The 16629-nt window shown below is 39.9% G+C and carries 17 protein-coding genes and 1 riboswitch; of the genes, 5 read left to right on the forward strand and 12 right to left on the reverse strand.

The window, feature by feature from the left end; all coding sequences use genetic code 11:
• Positions 1–178: 178 nt before the first annotated feature.
• Positions 179–1549 carry a magnesium transporter gene (mgtE, locus tag FPQ10_RS12175; protein ID WP_144163767.1) on the reverse strand — a complete coding sequence of 457 codons (1371 nt, stop codon included), beginning with the start codon at positions 1547–1549 and terminating at the stop codon, positions 179–181.
• Between the two features lie 115 nt (positions 1550–1664).
• On the opposite strand from mgtE, the gene FPQ10_RS12180 reads away from it, so the two are divergent.
• Positions 1665–2039: a fluoride efflux transporter FluC gene (locus tag FPQ10_RS12180; RefSeq protein ID WP_144163768.1), complete on the forward strand. Its 375-nt coding sequence runs from the start codon at positions 1665–1667 to the stop codon at positions 2037–2039.
• Positions 2036–2374 carry a fluoride efflux transporter CrcB gene (gene crcB / locus FPQ10_RS12185; RefSeq protein WP_144163769.1) on the forward strand — a complete coding sequence of 113 codons (339 nt, stop codon included), beginning with the start codon at positions 2036–2038 and terminating at the stop codon, positions 2372–2374. Before FPQ10_RS12180 ends, crcB begins: the two co-directional genes overlap by 4 nt.
• A 228-nt stretch (positions 2375–2602) precedes the next feature.
• Here the strand turns inward: crcB and FPQ10_RS12190 are convergent, their stop codons facing one another.
• The 3 genes from FPQ10_RS12190 to FPQ10_RS12200 are packed head-to-tail and all read right to left on the reverse strand — an operon-like array spanning position 2603 to position 5792.
• The gene (locus FPQ10_RS12190) at positions 2603–2908 is read right to left on the reverse strand and encodes a YerC/YecD family TrpR-related protein (protein WP_144163770.1); all 306 of its coding nucleotides are present in this window, start codon (positions 2906–2908) and stop codon (positions 2603–2605) included.
• 43 nt (positions 2909–2951) lie between these two features.
• Positions 2952–4010, reverse strand: a complete 1059-nt coding sequence (locus tag FPQ10_RS12195) for a DUF3048 domain-containing protein (RefSeq protein WP_144163771.1) — start codon at positions 4008–4010, stop codon at positions 2952–2954.
• A 33-nt stretch (positions 4011–4043) separates the two neighbouring features.
• A complete protein-coding gene (locus tag FPQ10_RS12200; protein WP_144163772.1) occupies positions 4044–5792 on the reverse strand; it encodes an adenine deaminase C-terminal domain-containing protein in 1749 nt (582 codons plus the stop codon).
• A 72-nt stretch (positions 5793–5864) separates the two neighbouring features.
• On the opposite strand from FPQ10_RS12200, the gene FPQ10_RS12205 reads away from it, so the two are divergent.
• Positions 5865–6095, forward strand: a complete 231-nt coding sequence (locus tag FPQ10_RS12205) for a YgaP-like transmembrane domain (protein WP_186278679.1) — start codon at positions 5865–5867, stop codon at positions 6093–6095.
• Positions 6096–6166: 71 nt separating this feature from the next.
• On the opposite strand, the gene FPQ10_RS12210 is transcribed toward FPQ10_RS12205, so the two are convergent.
• The 6 genes from FPQ10_RS12210 to FPQ10_RS12235 all read right to left on the reverse strand — a co-directional run bounded on the left by FPQ10_RS12210 (position 6167) and on the right by FPQ10_RS12235 (position 13303).
• Complete coding sequence (locus FPQ10_RS12210) at positions 6167–6346, reverse strand: NETI motif-containing protein (protein ID WP_255439964.1); 180 nt, start codon at positions 6344–6346, stop codon at positions 6167–6169.
• Entirely contained in the window at positions 6318–6884 is a 567-nt protein-coding gene (locus FPQ10_RS12215) for a DUF2179 domain-containing protein (RefSeq protein ID WP_144163774.1), read from the reverse strand. The genes FPQ10_RS12210 and FPQ10_RS12215 overlap by 29 nt, the downstream gene beginning before the upstream one ends.
• A gap of 285 nt (positions 6885–7169) precedes the next feature.
• Entirely contained in the window at positions 7170–8492 is a 1323-nt protein-coding gene (locus FPQ10_RS12220; RefSeq protein ID WP_144163775.1) for an NCS2 family permease, read from the reverse strand.
• Positions 8493–8645: 153 nt separating this feature from the next.
• A riboswitch (purine riboswitch) is annotated at positions 8646–8748 on the reverse strand.
• Positions 8749–8875: 127 nt separating this feature from the next.
• Positions 8876–11080 carry a DUF4129 domain-containing transglutaminase family protein gene (locus FPQ10_RS12225; protein WP_144163776.1) on the reverse strand — a complete coding sequence of 735 codons (2205 nt, stop codon included), beginning with the start codon at positions 11078–11080 and terminating at the stop codon, positions 8876–8878.
• Entirely contained in the window at positions 11080–12345 is a 1266-nt protein-coding gene (locus tag FPQ10_RS12230) for a DUF58 domain-containing protein (RefSeq protein WP_186278680.1), read from the reverse strand. Before FPQ10_RS12230 ends, FPQ10_RS12225 begins: the two co-directional genes overlap by 1 nt.
• Before the next feature lies 1 nt (position 12346).
• Positions 12347–13303, reverse strand: coding sequence for an AAA family ATPase (locus FPQ10_RS12235; protein ID WP_144163778.1), 957 nt, complete (start codon positions 13301–13303; stop codon positions 12347–12349).
• Between the two features lie 383 nt (positions 13304–13686).
• On the opposite strand from FPQ10_RS12235, the gene FPQ10_RS12240 reads away from it, so the two are divergent.
• Positions 13687–13914: a hypothetical protein gene (locus FPQ10_RS12240; protein WP_144163779.1), complete on the forward strand. Its 228-nt coding sequence runs from the start codon at positions 13687–13689 to the stop codon at positions 13912–13914.
• A gap of 920 nt (positions 13915–14834) precedes the next feature.
• On the opposite strand, the gene FPQ10_RS12245 is transcribed toward FPQ10_RS12240, so the two are convergent.
• Entirely contained in the window at positions 14835–15176 is a 342-nt protein-coding gene (locus FPQ10_RS12245) for a coiled-coil domain-containing protein (RefSeq protein WP_144163780.1), read from the reverse strand.
• Between the two features lie 105 nt (positions 15177–15281).
• On the opposite strand from FPQ10_RS12245, the gene FPQ10_RS12250 reads away from it, so the two are divergent.
• Entirely contained in the window at positions 15282–15638 is a 357-nt protein-coding gene (locus FPQ10_RS12250) for a hypothetical protein (protein WP_144163781.1), read from the forward strand.
• Positions 15639–15883: 245 nt separating this feature from the next.
• Here the strand turns inward: FPQ10_RS12250 and FPQ10_RS12255 are convergent, their stop codons facing one another.
• Entirely contained in the window at positions 15884–16501 is a 618-nt protein-coding gene (locus FPQ10_RS12255) for a DUF4352 domain-containing protein (protein WP_144163782.1), read from the reverse strand.
• Positions 16502–16629: the final 128 nt, after the last annotated feature.

The raw sequence follows: 16629 nt of genomic DNA on the forward strand, positions 1-16629 counted from the left end.
AAAATTTGATCCTTCCGTCGATTAGAGGGCGTCTATTCGACGATAGAACGATAAAATTTGGGCCTACCGTCGATTAGAGGACTTCTATTCGACGATAGAGCAATAAAATTTGGGCCTATCGTCGATTAGAAACCTGCTATCCAAGGGTAGCGGTCAAATATTTCCCCCTAACTATTTTCTATTGCAAGTACTGTAAAAATGATGTTGCAATTAGGAAATAAATGACGATACTAACCATGTCGTTCAGCGTGGTTATAAAAGGTCCTGAAGCAACGGCCGGATCAATATTTAATTTGTTAATAATAATTGGAATGACACAACCAATGAAGGTCGCAAATCCTAATGCGAGAAAAACCGAGCCGCCGACGATAAATGCCAGTGGCCAATTTCCGTTATAGAAAATCGGAATGACGATAAGCAAAACCGCAGCCGAGCAAATACCGATCATGAACCCTGCAGATAATTCCCGTAAAATAATTTTCCAGACACCTTTTTTCACTTCGTCATTTGAAATACTTCTAACAATGACTGCTAGTGTCTGTGTCCCCGTGTTTCCTGCAGCACCCATCACTAAAGGAATAAACGCAGATAACATCACAACTTCTTGTAACGTACTTTCGAAAAAGCTAATGATCTGTGCTGTAATCATCCCAATCAGCAATAATCCCATAATCCACGGCGCTCTTTTTTTCGCAGCAATCAACGCAGATATTTCAATACCTAATGCGCCTCTGGATGCAGCGAATTCACCTAAGTCTTCTGTCGCTTCTTCTTCTACGACATCCATAATTTCGTCGACCATAATAATTCCTAATAAATGACGATCATCATCAACAACAGGAATTGCAATTAAATCATAGTCTTTCGTCAGTTTCGCAATATCTTCCTGATCTTTGTCTTGCACAACTTGTATGACTTCTTCTTTCATAATCTCTTCTAACGTCTTCGTAGATTCACTCGCCAACAAATGACGAAGCGAAACTACGCCTACTAATTGGTGTTCATCATTTTCCACATAAACATAGTAAATTGTCTCCGCTTCATCAGCAAACGCTCGCAATTTTTCGATTGCTTGCTCAATAGTCAACCCCTTATTTAACGAAACAAACTCTGTTGTCATCAACGCTCCAGCTGTACCTTCCTCATGTTTCATCAGCTGCATTGTTGTCCGTGCTTGTTCAGCATCCATTTGATCAATCGATTGATGAATAACATCCTCTGGCAAACGATTAAATAAATCGGCTAATCGATTCGTTGACATCGCTGAAAAAACTTCAGCCTGGTAGGTTTCATCTAACTCTTGAATCTTTTCTACTTGATCCTTCACTTTCAATTTTTGAAATATCTCAGCAAATTCCTTAGCTGATAAAGATTCATAAACCTTTTTTCGTAAGGAAGGATTTTGTAATTGCTCAAACCAGGTCATCTGATTATATGGATGCAAACGTAATAATTCATGCCTAAATGACTCAATATCGTCTTTTTGAAGATATTCATCCAATTTTTTATAAGAACGATGTGCCGAAATCGCACTTAATAATAGAAACATAACGGTTCACCTCAATAATACAATCTATCTATTGGATTACCCGAAGTTATGCAGTTTGAACCTCTAACAGAATGAACATGTTAGAATAAAAGAAACAAAAACTAGGAGTATTTCGATGAAATTACACTATTTATTGGCCGTCGGCTTAGGAGGCGCTTTAGGAAGCGGCTTTCGGTACATGATCGCCCGCTTACTTGCTGACACACCATCCATAGCAACATTTAGCGTCAATATCCTGGGAAGCTTCCTATTAGGAGCAATCGTAGCCTACTTCATCACACATCCAGAAAAGTACATCTTCCAATTATTATTAGGGACTGGGTTTTGTGGTGGATTTACAACAATGTCTACAGTAGCCTTCGATTTTTTCACGTTCATTGATAGCGAGCAATATACTTACTTGGTCACTTACGCATCAGCAACCTTAATTGGAGGAATACTCGCAGCACTCAGTGGATTTATTTGGATGGAAAAGAAGGTGACAAAATGATTCACGTCATGATCGGTGGAGCATTCGGTGCGATCACTCGATATGTGCTCTCTCTATTATTTTCTAAAACAAATGTATTTCCTTGGGGAACACTCACTATCAATTTAATTGGATCTTTTTTATTAGGAATCGTAATCGCCGCCATGTCGAGTGGGCCAAATACTCTCTTACTTGGCACTGGTTTTCTCGGAGCCTTCACAACTTTCTCGACGTTCAGCGTTGAAACAGTGGACATGCTTCGTGGGAAAAAATATCTAACTGCGGCCTTTTATATCGCGAGCAGCTTTATTGGAATAGGCATCTGTTTTTCAATTGGATATGTGTTGGTTGGGTAAAAAACGATTGTCTATTCAACTGAATACACCTCTCGCTTTATGAATCAATAGTCGCGCGGTTTCTCTTCGACCGAAGCTACTTTTATGAACTCCATTCGGGCGTTGAGACCGCTTCTCGACGACCTTTCGTGCTGATTTGGCACTCATTCGGGCGTTGATCGTCCAAATATCTCCATTTTCACACATAAAAAAATCCGCTCCCTTAAACGGAACGGATTTTTTACTCATTTATTCTTCTTTTTCATCTGCATAAATTCTACCGAATACCATTTCGTATCCTTCACTGCCGTAATTCAAGCTTCGTTTTACGCGTGAAATCGTCGCCGTTGAGGCATTCGTTTCTTCCTCAATTCGTTGGTACGTGTGGCCTTCACGAAGCATCCGAGCGACATCCATTCGTTGTGCGAGTGCTTGGATTTCATTGACCGTTGCTACATCGTCAAAGAACTTATAACATTCTTCAACGTCTTTCAATGCAAGAATTCCTTTGAAAAACTGATCCAATTCTTTCCCGCGCAATTTATCGATTTGCATGTAAAACCCTCCTCCAGGTTTTTTCTTGTCCATTCTTTGTTGTTTATTGAATCGTTACTTTCTCTTCAATGCCTAGTGGGATCACGTTGATCCATGTTTTACCGGGAACTAATTTTGCTTCTTTCCCGTCTACAAATGGGAGCATTAGTCCATCGACATTTTTCCATTCAATTTCTTTTGCTACACCATTTTGGATCAAGTATCCTTTTCCACCCGATTCGCGGTCAATGTCCCGGCGTAATGCCTTATCAATGACCTCATGGTGTGTTTCGTATATTAAAACATTTGCGTAATGAAGCTGTTCTTCTGTGTTTAAATCGGTAGATGGCTGTCCATCGGCAAAACGTGCATACGTATTCGTCGCTTCATCATATCCATAGGAAACACTTAAGTTACTGAAATAATCAATCGTTATGTCTGTTGCTGGTGAACCATCAACTTCGCTCAGCTCATCTTCTTCATAAAAACCGAGCCAGTCATGCTCTTTTTCTGTCTCTATATTATTCCGTTTTGCGACTTCATAAGCATTTTCCAATAACGCATACGAATTATGTGGGGCTCTTCGGAAGGATTCCCGTTTGAACAAAAATCCGTCGTCGTCATAATAAGCTCCATTCAAATTATCCACCCAACCGGCACGTAAATCTTCTTCAATGAAATTTGCTGCGCCATGATAAATGTACAACGCTTCGTGTGCTTTGGCCGTCTCTATATAGTAAGAGCGCGCGCTTCGTACAGGTCCAACCGCTTCTGGTAATTGACTTTGAAATATTGCCAGAAAGCGAGTAATCGGTCCTTCAGCCAAAAATTCATATACAACATCAGCATCAATCAACCCTGTTTGCGGTCTAGCTTTTGAGTGATTATTAATCATCACCGCCAACGCACGATTCGTCACTTCTTCCTCAGATTCTTCTCCGGTCAATGGATAAGTGTATTGAGGTTTCGTTTCAATTTCTTCATTTTCATTCTCGGTAGATTCGTCATCCGTTTGATTTTGTTCCGTTTCAGCCGGTTCCTCGCTCGTTTCTTCATCGTTGCTACAAGCGGAGGTGACTACCAAAATCATTAATAAAGTAAAAATAACGTAATACTTTCTCATCGTTTCCCCACTACCTTTTAATTGAAATTTGCATTAACGCATAATCGACGGGAACAAGACTTCTTTTTTCATGACATCAATAATTCCTGATGGTGTAATTCGGATATAGGGCAAATGTGTCGATGATAAAAATAACAATGTATAGACAGGATCGCCAAATGTATAACCGAATTCTTGTAACAGCTTTTTCAATTCTCTCTCTTTTTCAATAACGTCTTCCATCTTTAAGTTTGCCATAACACCTTGTAACCGTAAAGGTAGTTCGAAAATGATTTCACCTTTATGTGCAAGAACAATGCCTCCACCTAGCTCCTTCATTCGTTGGAATGCAAGCTGGATATCGCTCTTTTTCTTACCGAGCAAAATGACATCTCCTGTATTGGAATAGGAGCTCGCAAGTCCACCGAGAGAATCGGTAAACCCTTTTATATAGGTAGATGTTAACCATTTTCCTTCCTTATCCATCAAAAGTACATACGCTTCGTTATTTGAACGGGACAGTAAATTTTTATTCGATTCCGTTTTGACGGCATAAGGCTTCAACAATACATCACTCATCATTTCCATACCAAACGGCATCGAAATATGTAAGTCGTCTGCATCAGGCTCCCAATCCAATTTCAACGGTTTGAAATCATAGGCTGGCCAATCGACTGGCTTCATGTAATCGCTCGCTGTTTCTCCATTTCGGACAATCCATTTTCCTTTCGCCATAACGGAAGTAGGTATTGGATTCTCTTTTGAAGAAAGGAAATTGATGTGCGCTGTGCGACCCGGCGCAATACTTCCAAGACGATGCTCTAAATTAAAATATTTTGCCGCATTGATTGAGCCAATAGCATACGCCTCTTCAACGGGAACCCCTTCTTCAATCGCTATTTCGATACAGCGTTCAATCATTCCTTCTTCTTCGTAAAAAGTAGGGGTTGCTCCATCGGTTGTGAACATCATATAATCCCAAACCTTCACATCGTAAGCCGTAAGCTCCTTTAGTATATTTCTCAAGTCCGGCCGAATGGAAGAATGGCGAATCGCTGCGTAATAACCCAACTGCAAACGTAAATACAATTCTTTCGCAGAAATCGATTCGTGGTCGCCATCCGCGCCAAGCAATTTCATTTTTGACAAGGTTCGGATGGAAGCGCCTGGGAAATGACCTTCCACGGACTTACGAAGCCGCTTCGTCTCCTGCATCCAATATAGAGATAAGTCATCTTCTTTTAAAATTTCAGGCCAATTCGTCAGTTCGCCCCCTTGAATGACAGCTTCATGATTGAGCCAATCCAATACTTCTTCATTATCTAAAAATTCTTCCTCTTCCCGGAGTGCAGATTGCGAATCGAATCGAGCCCACCAGAAAAGAGAAGCAGGTATATCTTGTAGACTATCAATAAAAGAAAACGCTTTCTTTTTTTCCAATAATAAAAGAAGCATCAAGTTGTCATTAACAAGTGTTGTCGTTCCTTTTTTCAATGCATACTCCGCCAAGGAATGGGGATTATATAACTGGTATGGATGTGAATGAGGCTCAACATAACCAGGAACAAGGTATTCTCCGGAGCAATCGACCAATTCAGTGTTTGTCATTTTCTTCGGCATGTCTTCGCCGACAAACACAATGCGATCCTCATAGATCCAAATATTTGCTGTTTGCCACTTTTTTATATAGACATTTAAGAAAGTCGCATTTTTTAAAACGATCGTCGGTGAAATTTTTCCGTCAATAATAGCAACATGTTCTCTTAGCTGCTTGTTGCGCCAACGATATAAATGTTCTTGCATGTTCAGTCCTCCATTTATCTCTGTATAGTCTATATTTTAATGCATTAAATCTGTAAAGGGAAGGAAAAAGTCGTGAGAAAACAAAATATCGGAACGGTTAGTGCGTTTGTCCGGACAAGCATCGGACTATGCGGTTTAGCAGTAGGGTCAGCGAGGCTTTCACGTCGTCCTTTAACAATCGGAAACCTTTTGTTAGTCGAGTTATCAGCGCTAATCGCTGCTGAAGGTATGACAAAATATTGCCCGACAAAGGAGCTATTCGACCCGCAGAGGTTTTTACACAAACCTTATTTAAATGAATGATCGATTTAAGGTTATCAAAAATTTCCAACAAACGAAAGGTTCAAAAGGGAATTATCCACTTTTGAACCTCGTTATTTTTCTATCGCCTCAAAGATGATCTCTTGACTAATCGGTACGCGTTCACCGTTTTTCTTCTCCTCAAAAACGGGTTTTTCCATCCGTCTGATTGGCCGATATCCGTCTTTTGCCATTTGATCTAAACACACATCGATCGAGTCAAAGTCACTCACTCTGTACTTTTTCTTCTTCACGCTGTAATCGACTCCCTTTTACTTTCTTCACCCAGAAGCCACCGTGGATTTGACGTGGTTCATATGCAATGATAAACGCTTTTGGATCGATTTCCTTAACCGCTTCGTACAACATTAATTCGTAACGGCGTGGTGTTAACACCTGTAATGCCAAGCGATCACCGTCCATTCCATATGCATACCAACTCGTCACCCCGTAACCTTTTGCACGAAGCTTACGAGTAAATGGAATGTCTGGGTTAGAGGAAATAACGTTTACCGTAATATACCCAATCGCCAGCTTCTCTTCAATTCTCATTCCAACAATGACACCAATCCCAAAGCCGAGTGCATAAGCAATGACGTTTTGGATTTCACCTAGGTTGTCCAAGACAAGTCCTAAGCCTACTACATAAACGGTTATTTCAAAAACGCCAATGGTAGCTGCAATATATTTTTTCCCTTTTAAGGTAAAAATCATCCGTCCGGTCAATAAAGATACGTATACAATATTTACCACTAGGATAATTGTTACCATGACAAGGCTAGATTCAAGCAACGCCAAGTCTCCTCTCAAATGAATATACTTTTATGTTCAGTCTTCCCTTAATTGAACTGAGCAATCACTATTAACTATATGAGTAGTCAGCATATTTTACCCAATCAATTCTTATGTATTTTAATACCAATTGAGAGCTTAGGTCAACTGTCGACAGTTGAACGAGATAATGTTCTTATTGTATCCAATGGATTGAATACTGTCCTGCCTTACCAAGCAATCAAAAAGCCCCCATCAACTGTTGATCATCCAGTCGATCGGGGCTCTCTTATTTCAGAAAATAAATTAGGATAAAAACATAAAGTATAAGAAGAAAATAACACCTAACACATACATCAATGGGTGAATTTCTTTGTATCGGCCTTTGACAAGCATCGTAATCGGATAGAAAATGAATCCAATCGCAATACCTGTTGCAATACTATTGGTTAAAGGCATCATGAGGACGGTCAAGAAAGCTGGAACAGCAATCTCGAATTTATCCCATTCAATCTCTTTTAAATTGGCTACCATCAAAACACCAACGATAATCAGTGCTGGTGCAGTCACTTCCGATGTCACCACACTAAGCAATGGTGAGAAGAATAGAGCGAGCAAGAACAATCCCGCTGTGACGACAGATGCAAACCCTGTTCGACCACCTGCACCGACACCTGTTGTCGATTCAACAAATGACGTCGTCGTTGACGTACCTAAAATCGCCCCACTGACAGTCGCTGCAGAGTCCGAGAAAAGAGCTTTCCCTGCACGTGGGAGCTTCCCGTCTTTCATCAAACCACCCTGTGTCGCAACCGCCACTAATGTTCCTGCTGTGTCAAAGAAATCAACGAACAAGAACGTTAAAATGACGACCAACATATCCATCGTAAAAATTTCACCGAAATGACTAAGTGCTGCACCGAATGTTGGCGCTAAGCTTGGTACACTACCAACAACATCATTTACACCAGTTGGTACAGTGATCAAACCGACGACCATTCCGGCAATGGCCGTAATGATCATTCCGTAAAAAACGCCACCTTTGAAATTTGCCGCTAACAATATAACAGTGACGAACACACCAAAGATTGTCAGTAAGATACTTGGATTGGTTAAATCACCGAGGGCGACCAATGTTGCATCGTCAGCCTGAATAATTCCAACGTTTTTCAAGCCGATGAATGCGATAAACAAACCGATACCAGCACCAACAGCGAGCTTTAAATTATTTGGAATGGCATCGATGACTTTCTCGCGTATTCCAGTCAATGTCAATACGATAAAAATCAGACCTGAAGCGAGTACTCCGGCCAAAGCCGTTTCCCAAGGAATCCCCATTCCTACAACTACACTATAAGAAAAGAATGCATTCAGACCCATACCCGGCGCTAAAGCGATAGGATATTTGGCAAGCAAACCCATAATTAACGTACCAATCGCACCTGCTAAAGCTGTTGCTACAAATACAGCCTCAGGGTCCATTCCTTCGACTCCCTCGACGTCACTCAAGCTGAGGACAGCAGGGTTAACGAATAAAATGTATGCCATCGCAAGAAAAGTAGTCAAACCTGCCATGGATTCCGTCCGATAATTTGTTCCTAACTCTTCAAAACGAAAATACTTTTTCATAGCAATTTCCCCCTCGATCACTTGAAACACCACGACTATCCAAGAAATAACTCTCTTAGAATAGCAAAAGCACCCTTGGTCATTTCCAAGAGTGCTACGAGGAAGATTGCAAACATACCATAAGCTTGGTCAAATCATAACGAACCATCGCTTTGGCTATTGACAATCACTCGTAGTCAGACCATTTACGGTGGTCTGGTAGAAACTCTTGGGCCATATCCCCAATATTATACGAAGTGTTCAAGTTTAATTTTATTTTACATCTCTACTTTACAAACTCTTACACGATTCGTCAAGAGGGAATTTCACGTATATTTTTTCCATTCGCTTTACCTTATGCAAATCTTTATAGCCAAAAGCCGAATGAATTATGCAAATCACTCTTATTTAGCAAGCAAATTACGAACAATACGCGACCATAACTGGTTGATTCTCTCTCGCTCACTTTCCAGGTTCTCTTCCCGGTAAACAGCCCGTTCGTAGTAACTGGTCAGCTCAGACATATCTGCGTTTCCAGTCAATCGGTCGACTTTCTTGGAGAATTCTCGTAATGTCTGACCGTTTTCTACGGCATATCCTTCTTTTTCTAATAGCTTCAATAAGAAACCATAAGCATCTGTGAACGATTCCTGATCATGATTCCGTTGTAATTTGTTTTTCTTCCAATAGGACATGAGGCGGAAGCGATAGCGCACAATCACCCAAATGATTAACGCAGCAATCGCAATGACAATGCCCCATTTCAGCAAGGTATAACCGGAAACATCGGATGCTGATTCAACATTTTCACGACCACTTTCTTCTTCTGGCTGTTGTTCTTCAGGACCTTCATCCAATTCAGGTTCAGGGAGTTCTTGTTCTTCTTGCTCCGTTGGTTCGTTCGTTTCCTCCAAACTTTCTGGCGACTCTTCTGCCATAAAATCGGTCTGGTTGGAGAATCCGACCGTCGGCTCAAAAGGCACCCAGCCGACATCAGGAAAAAAAACTTCCACCCATGAGTGAGCGTTATTATTTTGCACTTCATACGTCGTTAAGTCTTCACCTTCCGCCAGGTCTGTCTGTTGGGTCACTTCTCCACCCGTAAAGCCTTTGACCCATCTAGATGGAATCCCGGCTGAACGGAGCATTGCAACCATCGATGTTGAGTAGTGGTCACAATAGCCTCTTTGTGTTTCAAATAAAAATTGATCGACAAAATCTTGGTCGTCATCAGGAACTGGGACATCCTTCGTTTCATAAACGTATCCATTACGAGAAAAATACTGTTCGATGGCTTTCGCTTGCTCATAGCGATTTTCTTTCCCTGCAATGATCTCCTCTGTCAATTCGTATACACGGTCGGGTAATGTATCCGGCAATTGTAGGTATGGCTCTGGCACACCATGCATCTTAGGCACTTGTTTCTGCATCTGCTCGAGAGGGAACTTCGGTTGCTCCACATGCAAATTGTATGGCTCCCCTGGCAGGTTATCTGGGCTTTTGACTTCCCCAGTCACTGGATTGTATTCGACTTGCAAATCTCTAAAAGATGCTGTTCCATAACGATACGGCAGTTTATTTAAATTGCCTGGTTCGACCAACTGAATACTAGATTGACCGGATTCTCTTGTAACCGTTGTCGAGTATGCTTCCAACGCGAGCATTTCTCCCGGAATTCCCGTAGCGAATTCACCTTCGACCGTTCGCTCCCAGCCCTTTCCGGTATATCGATCCTTTGTTTCGACTTTCCAATATTGGCTCGATTCAGCAGTTGCATAGAACACGGTCGTATCATCAGCAATAAATCCGCCACCTAATTGTTCGTCATTCTCTCCATATCCAATCCGTTGTACCTTGTCTTGAAAGCCAATCCCACTGAAACCTTCCTCAGCCGTTCCTTGTAAAAAAGGAACCGGGTCAGGCCACTGGGGACTAAACTTCGGTGCAACATACCCGATTGATGTTCCGGCAATAATCACGAAGATCAAAGGCGTCAACCATTTCAGGAGTACACGAAACGATTGAAGCCGTAATCTTTCCGCTTCAGCCAATTTAAATAAATGACTGATGCCTAATACACCGACCCCGATGACAAACGAACGCACAATTGGCCAAACAGCACTATATTCTGTAAATGTATCCAAAACCGTTAAATAAACAAATGTAAATACGATAAATGATAATGGCTTTTTGACAATCGCAAACCAATAATAAAGTAAATAACTTAACATCCATAATAGAATCAAAAATAGAAGTGTTCGAAACGGCGCCGTAAATTCCATCCAACTCCGATTGGAAAGCCTCTCGGTATTGATGCTTAGATCAGCGAAAAATTGTTGCATCCACGACGTTGACATAAAACGCGCATCAAAAAACAGAACATCCATGACGACGAGCAGTCCGAACAATTTAAGCGGTGAACGAACCCATGCCGGCATAGCGACCGCCGTCAACAAAAAACAGTAAGCGACGAATAGATAAAACACATGAACGTAATCCGTGTCCGTTACGATTTCAAGTGGGATAATCCATTCGAATAATAAAAGCATACTGCCGATATATAATAAAATACTTACCCACGGGTGGGCCGGATTTCCGTTCAAACGCATTACGTGTTCACCTCGATAATCTCACTCGTCAAATGATCTTCAGAGAGCCATTGGAAACCAGCAATACTCTGTTCCAAACGATTGATGACGGCTTGCTCTTGATTCGTCAGCTGTTTATTCCCTGCAATAAATAAAAACAAAACGTCTCTTGCTTGCTGACTTAAGCGCAAGACCGATTCTCCAATTTGTTGGTTTAATTCTGCTGATACGATGATCAGATTACGATCAGCCGCACGTAACGACGCTTCCTTGATCAATTGCTCTTCAAATGAACTCGATTGCAATGGTTGGATTGTTGACAATAATTGAATGAGTTGTTCATCGGACCGCCTGCGATTCGACAACATTAATTCTTCTTGGACAGCACCCGCATGGATAAATTGAACATTCCCATACAAATTTAATGAGTGTCGCGCCAACGATTGAGACAGCTCGATGGCCGCTTCGAAAGCAAGCCAACGATCCGTATCTTCTATGGCCCCATTCAACAGCACTGTTACGTCTTTATTTTTTTCTTGCTCAAACTCTTTTGTGACAAGTCGCTGTTTTTTAGCAGTCGTCTTCCAGTCCACCCAGGAAAAACGATCGCCAGGGGCATAATCTCGTACACCCGAAACAACATTTGTGTGCCTCACTTGAGGTAAAAACGCTGACTGCCTTCCTTCATCAAACGCAGACATTCCACTGGATAGCTTGGTCGTTCGATTCCATGCTCGCATATGAATATCGTTTTGAACCTCAATCTCTTTTCGCTTCTTAATGATTCCCAAAAAATCTCCTGTCACAATTTTTACGGTATTGAATGTATGTCTTCCACGCGGTACATGATCGAGCATGTATTGGTAGGTTAATTTTCGCTTGAACCACGGAAATAGAATGGTTTTTTTCGCTTCCCGGTTCATCAATACATTCGGTCTGCTTAAAAATAAATACTTTTTCGCACGTGTATCTTTCCAATTCAGACTTTCAGGCAATGGATCCTCGATTATTAAATAAAAGATCGGCAATGGCAAAAAGCGTCTTAACGTCACTTCCACTTGAATGTCTTGTCCTGCCTCTCCATATTTCGGAGAAAATTGACGTTCAGCTTTAAACGAACTCAATGGATAAAGTGTTAAAAATAACGAATAAAGGAATACGGGGAGAAAGCCAAAAAATAAAAACCAGCTGACAAACCCGCCTTGAAACATGGCATAGGAAAAAAGAAGACCAGCGAGAACTAAAACAAAAATAAATCGAAAAAAAGTACGGATCGAAGCAATCATCTTAACCACGTTCCATCGGTATTCGAGTTTTATTTGCAATCTCATCTAAAATCGAAGCAACCGTGCGCCCTTCAAACCTTGCTTCTGAACTGACGAGCAAGCGGTGAATCAAGACATGATGCAGCATCCACTTCACATCATCTGGAACGACATAATCCCTACCTTGAATAAACGCATAACTTTTTGAAGCACGCATCAAGGAGATCGAAGCACGCGGACTCGCTCCTAGTTCAAGCATTGGATGTTCTCTTGTTTGATGAACCAATTTCACAATGTATTCCTTGATCGCATTACTGGCATGAACTTCTGTTACTTGTTGTTGCAAATCAATGACTTCTTCCTGTGTCATAACCGCTTGAATTTTATCGACAGGGTGAACGGAAGTCGTACGCCCGAGCATATCAATTTCTTCTTGCTCTGTCGGGTAACCCAGTTTTAATTTAATCAAGAAACGATCCAACTGAGCTTCTGGCAAAGAGTACGTCCCTTCATATTCAATCGGGTTTTGTGTCGCCATGACAAAAAACGGCTGCTTCAACGCCATCGTTTGGCCATCAACCGTAATATTACGCTCCTCCATACTTTCCAATAAAGCGGACTGAGTCTTCGGTGAGGTACGGTTAATTTCATCCGCTAAAACAATGTTTCCGAAAATCGGTCCTGGCAAAAATTCAAATGTCATTTCCTTCTGATTATAGACAGAAGCTCCCGTCACATCGGAAGGTAATAGATCCGGCGTAAATTGAATTCTTTTAAAGTCCAAATCCAATGACTTTGCTAGCGCCCGCACAAGCATCGTCTTTCCGACTCCCGGCACATCCTCCAATAACACATGTCCTCCAGCAAGCAAAGCAACAATCGTCAGCTCAATCGTATCTCGCTTACCGACAATTACTTTTTCCATATTCGTCAACAGCTCTTCTATTTTTGAATGCTGCGTCACAATCGATCGCTCCATCCCCGGTTCTCCTCCTTCAAATCTTTCAATGACAAATCTACTTTCAGCGTTAGCGTATTTTACGCAAAATATACGCGTAAACTACTAATCTATCAGATGAACGGTTATATACCATTCAACAGAATGACAGTATCAATGTAATATTCGTTTAACTACTTTCCATTTTACCAATAATTCCGACATTTTACCCTACAAATTACACGACAAGCTCTTTTAGGCTGATTTTATATAAATCATCATGATTATGCTTAACTCTTATAAACAAACTCTCTTAAATGTTAACAGAAAATAGAACGACTAGGAAACGGCACCTGCGCGTTTCTGTGTTTAGCATATAAAAAAATGAGGTAAACAATAACAAACAAGAGTTATGAGGTGATTTGATGAGTAAAGATCACAAACCTACAAATAGAAAACGCGATTCTGTCTATGATGAAAAACGGACACCTTTAGATGGAATGAAAGAACAACAACACACGGATGATATACCAATGGAAGATTTGAAGATTGATGAGTTAAAAAATCGTGACGGAGCTGGCTACCAGGAAACATCACAGTCAGAGAGAAAATGGGAAGAAAAAGATAATAAAAAACATGATGAGATCGACTAATCCAGCTGGCTTTAAGCCAGCTTTTTTTATGTTGGAATTTATCTTTATTTACATAATAATGAAGGAATTTTACAATATATGCAGAATAACTACTATTAAATAGATTTTGAGGGGGGAGATTGGATGTCAGCTTATTATTACCTTGAAGAACCTCATCCAACAGGAATATTCACAATCCATACAGATGACTGTGCAATCGTTTCACCCACTGACTCGAAAGTTTTTATCGGAAAATTTGATGACTGTCAACTAGCAATCAAGAAAGTCACTCTCGAACATCCCTATCGCATCTTCGACGGTTGTTCTTACTGTTGCCCAAGTTGCCAGAATTGGTGACATAATCGAACTCAATTATTCAGTAGACAACTTTAACCCATAGAAAGCTAGTTTGAATAAGTCAGACCCTTTTGACTAGCTGCATGAACTTCTATTTACTTCTCTTTCTGCAAAGATTGATCAGCCGACCATTCAGATAAAGAACCATCTTATACCGTAACGATTACGACATACCTGAAAAAGCCCCTTTTAAATGAAATCATTCTTTTAAATTTTTTTGCCATACGGTTGGTGAATAAGGAAAATCATATGACGCTCGTTTGAAAGGCTCATATATTCTTCTTTTGGTCGTATATATCGAATGGTTCGGACCATATTTTCTCAGATTGGTAACATAAGTTATAGTGCAGGGCGCATATATAAGCTACATGGCACATATTTTGCCAAAAAGGGTCCAAATCGTGTCGGATTTTATTGTAAGTTACGACTTGAATGCTAAATTGTAGTAAGAATTTCTGTGGAATGAAGTTTGTATGTTCGTTTTAAATTTTTTCATCTAGGACGATGTTTGCGTAGGTTAAACTTGGAGATCATAGCATACGGTGAGAAATAAAAGACTCGTAGTATTGATAGCTGTTTTGATCTTATAGAACCCTTTTTTTCAATCGGAAAATATCCTCATCATGATCGATTATTTTTTCTTGAATATATTCTACTTTTTCAGTTAGTCGATCAATTTTATCCGTAACAACACCATGATTTTTGTCCACTTTTTCTTCTAAACGTTCCATATGTTGTTCAAGATTGTCCACACGCTGTTCAAGACTATCCATGCGCTGTTCAAGACTGTCCATGCGTTGCTCAAGACTGTCCATGCGCTGTTCAAGCTTGTCTAAGCGTAAATTTATTCTTTCTTCCACACCATCAACTTTGTCTGACAGTTCATGAATCGCTTGAATAATCATATTGAATTCACTTTTTTCCATTGTAGCTCCTCCTTTGATTTAATGATAAATCTATTATACTAAGATTTTATCGGAAAAGGAAGTGAGTTTGTATTCTCATTAACAGAGGAAGAAACAATCGGATGATTGCAGGAATATAGTACAGAGGAACCTTATACGTTTTCAGAGAACAACTTTAATCAATTCTTGAGATATATTCGATCAGAGAAAATGAGAGTTACACTATTTTTAATCATTGTTCATGGCTACACAAAAGAAGCTGTTGCTCAAGCCCAAAAATTAAAAGCCTTTTCTGAGCAAGATACAGATGTCGCATTAATTAAAGCTTCCGATTTAGTCTATGTCGCGGAACAATGGAAAAATTATTCCGATCAGAAAAACCCAACGTTTAATCTGCAAGTATTTAATATGACTGGCGAGTTAACGAGAAGCATTTTGCTGAGCAGGATGGAATGGGCACTTAAAGGGACACAGAGGGTATAATACGTTAGATTATTTACAAAAATAAATATAAAGGGCTTCTCAATTGTTTTAAACCAACGAAGAGATACAAATACAAAACAATTAACATATCTACTTAAGCAATTATTTTACATTTAATTCCGTAAATACTAATTGATACGTACAGGTTATACATGCATTTAATTAAAAGTTGCCTTATAACAAACCTTATATATATAAAAATAACTCAGTCATTAATAGACTGAGTTATTTTTTATATAGTTTAATTATTTCAAGTTAATTTTAACTTTTTCAGTACCCCAAAATCCTGTTTGTGCTTCTAATACTGAGCTTGCCACATCAACATCAGCACCCACTTCAAATACAACTTTTCCAGTTTTCTCTAGACCAGGGTTTACCTGCTCTAAAAAGAAATCATCTTCATCAGTCATATTCATAATTACGTCTCCACTAGTATTAGGGTCATACTCTGTACCATTTGAATCAAGGAGTTTAAAGAAAGAACTATCGATAGTTACACTTTCTTTTTTATCGTTCTTGACTGTAACATCAACAATTACAAATTTCCCACTAGTTGTCGCTGGTTCAGTAAATTCATTTCCATCATTAATCTCTTCTTTTTCTTCAACACCATTAACTGTGAAGGAAAAATCACTTATTGTTGCAGTGTCCCCAATATTTGCCGTTTTTGTTTCATCTTTATTTTCTTCTTCACTTTCTTTCTTACCTTCATCTTTTTTATTGTCTTCGCTATCACTATTGGCCTCAGTGGACTCTTCTTCTGTAACTTCAACTTCGCCGTCTTCTTCACCATCACCGAAGAATAAACCAATAACGATGAGACCTACAATAATAATAGCTCCCCATTTAAATATTTTCTTCATTTTAATTACTCCCCCTATAGAATAACTGATTTTTTGCTTCTAAATTATACCATAAAAGGAGCATTCCTGTAATAAAAGAATTTAGCTAAAAATAAGCTTATACGGGATTACACAAAAATAGCCCTCCT

Origin of the sequence: Allobacillus sp. SKP2-8, from assembly GCF_007559355.1 — a bacterium.
In the GTDB taxonomy this organism is placed as follows: Bacteria; Bacillota; Bacilli; order Bacillales; family Alkalibacillaceae; genus Allobacillus; species Allobacillus halotolerans.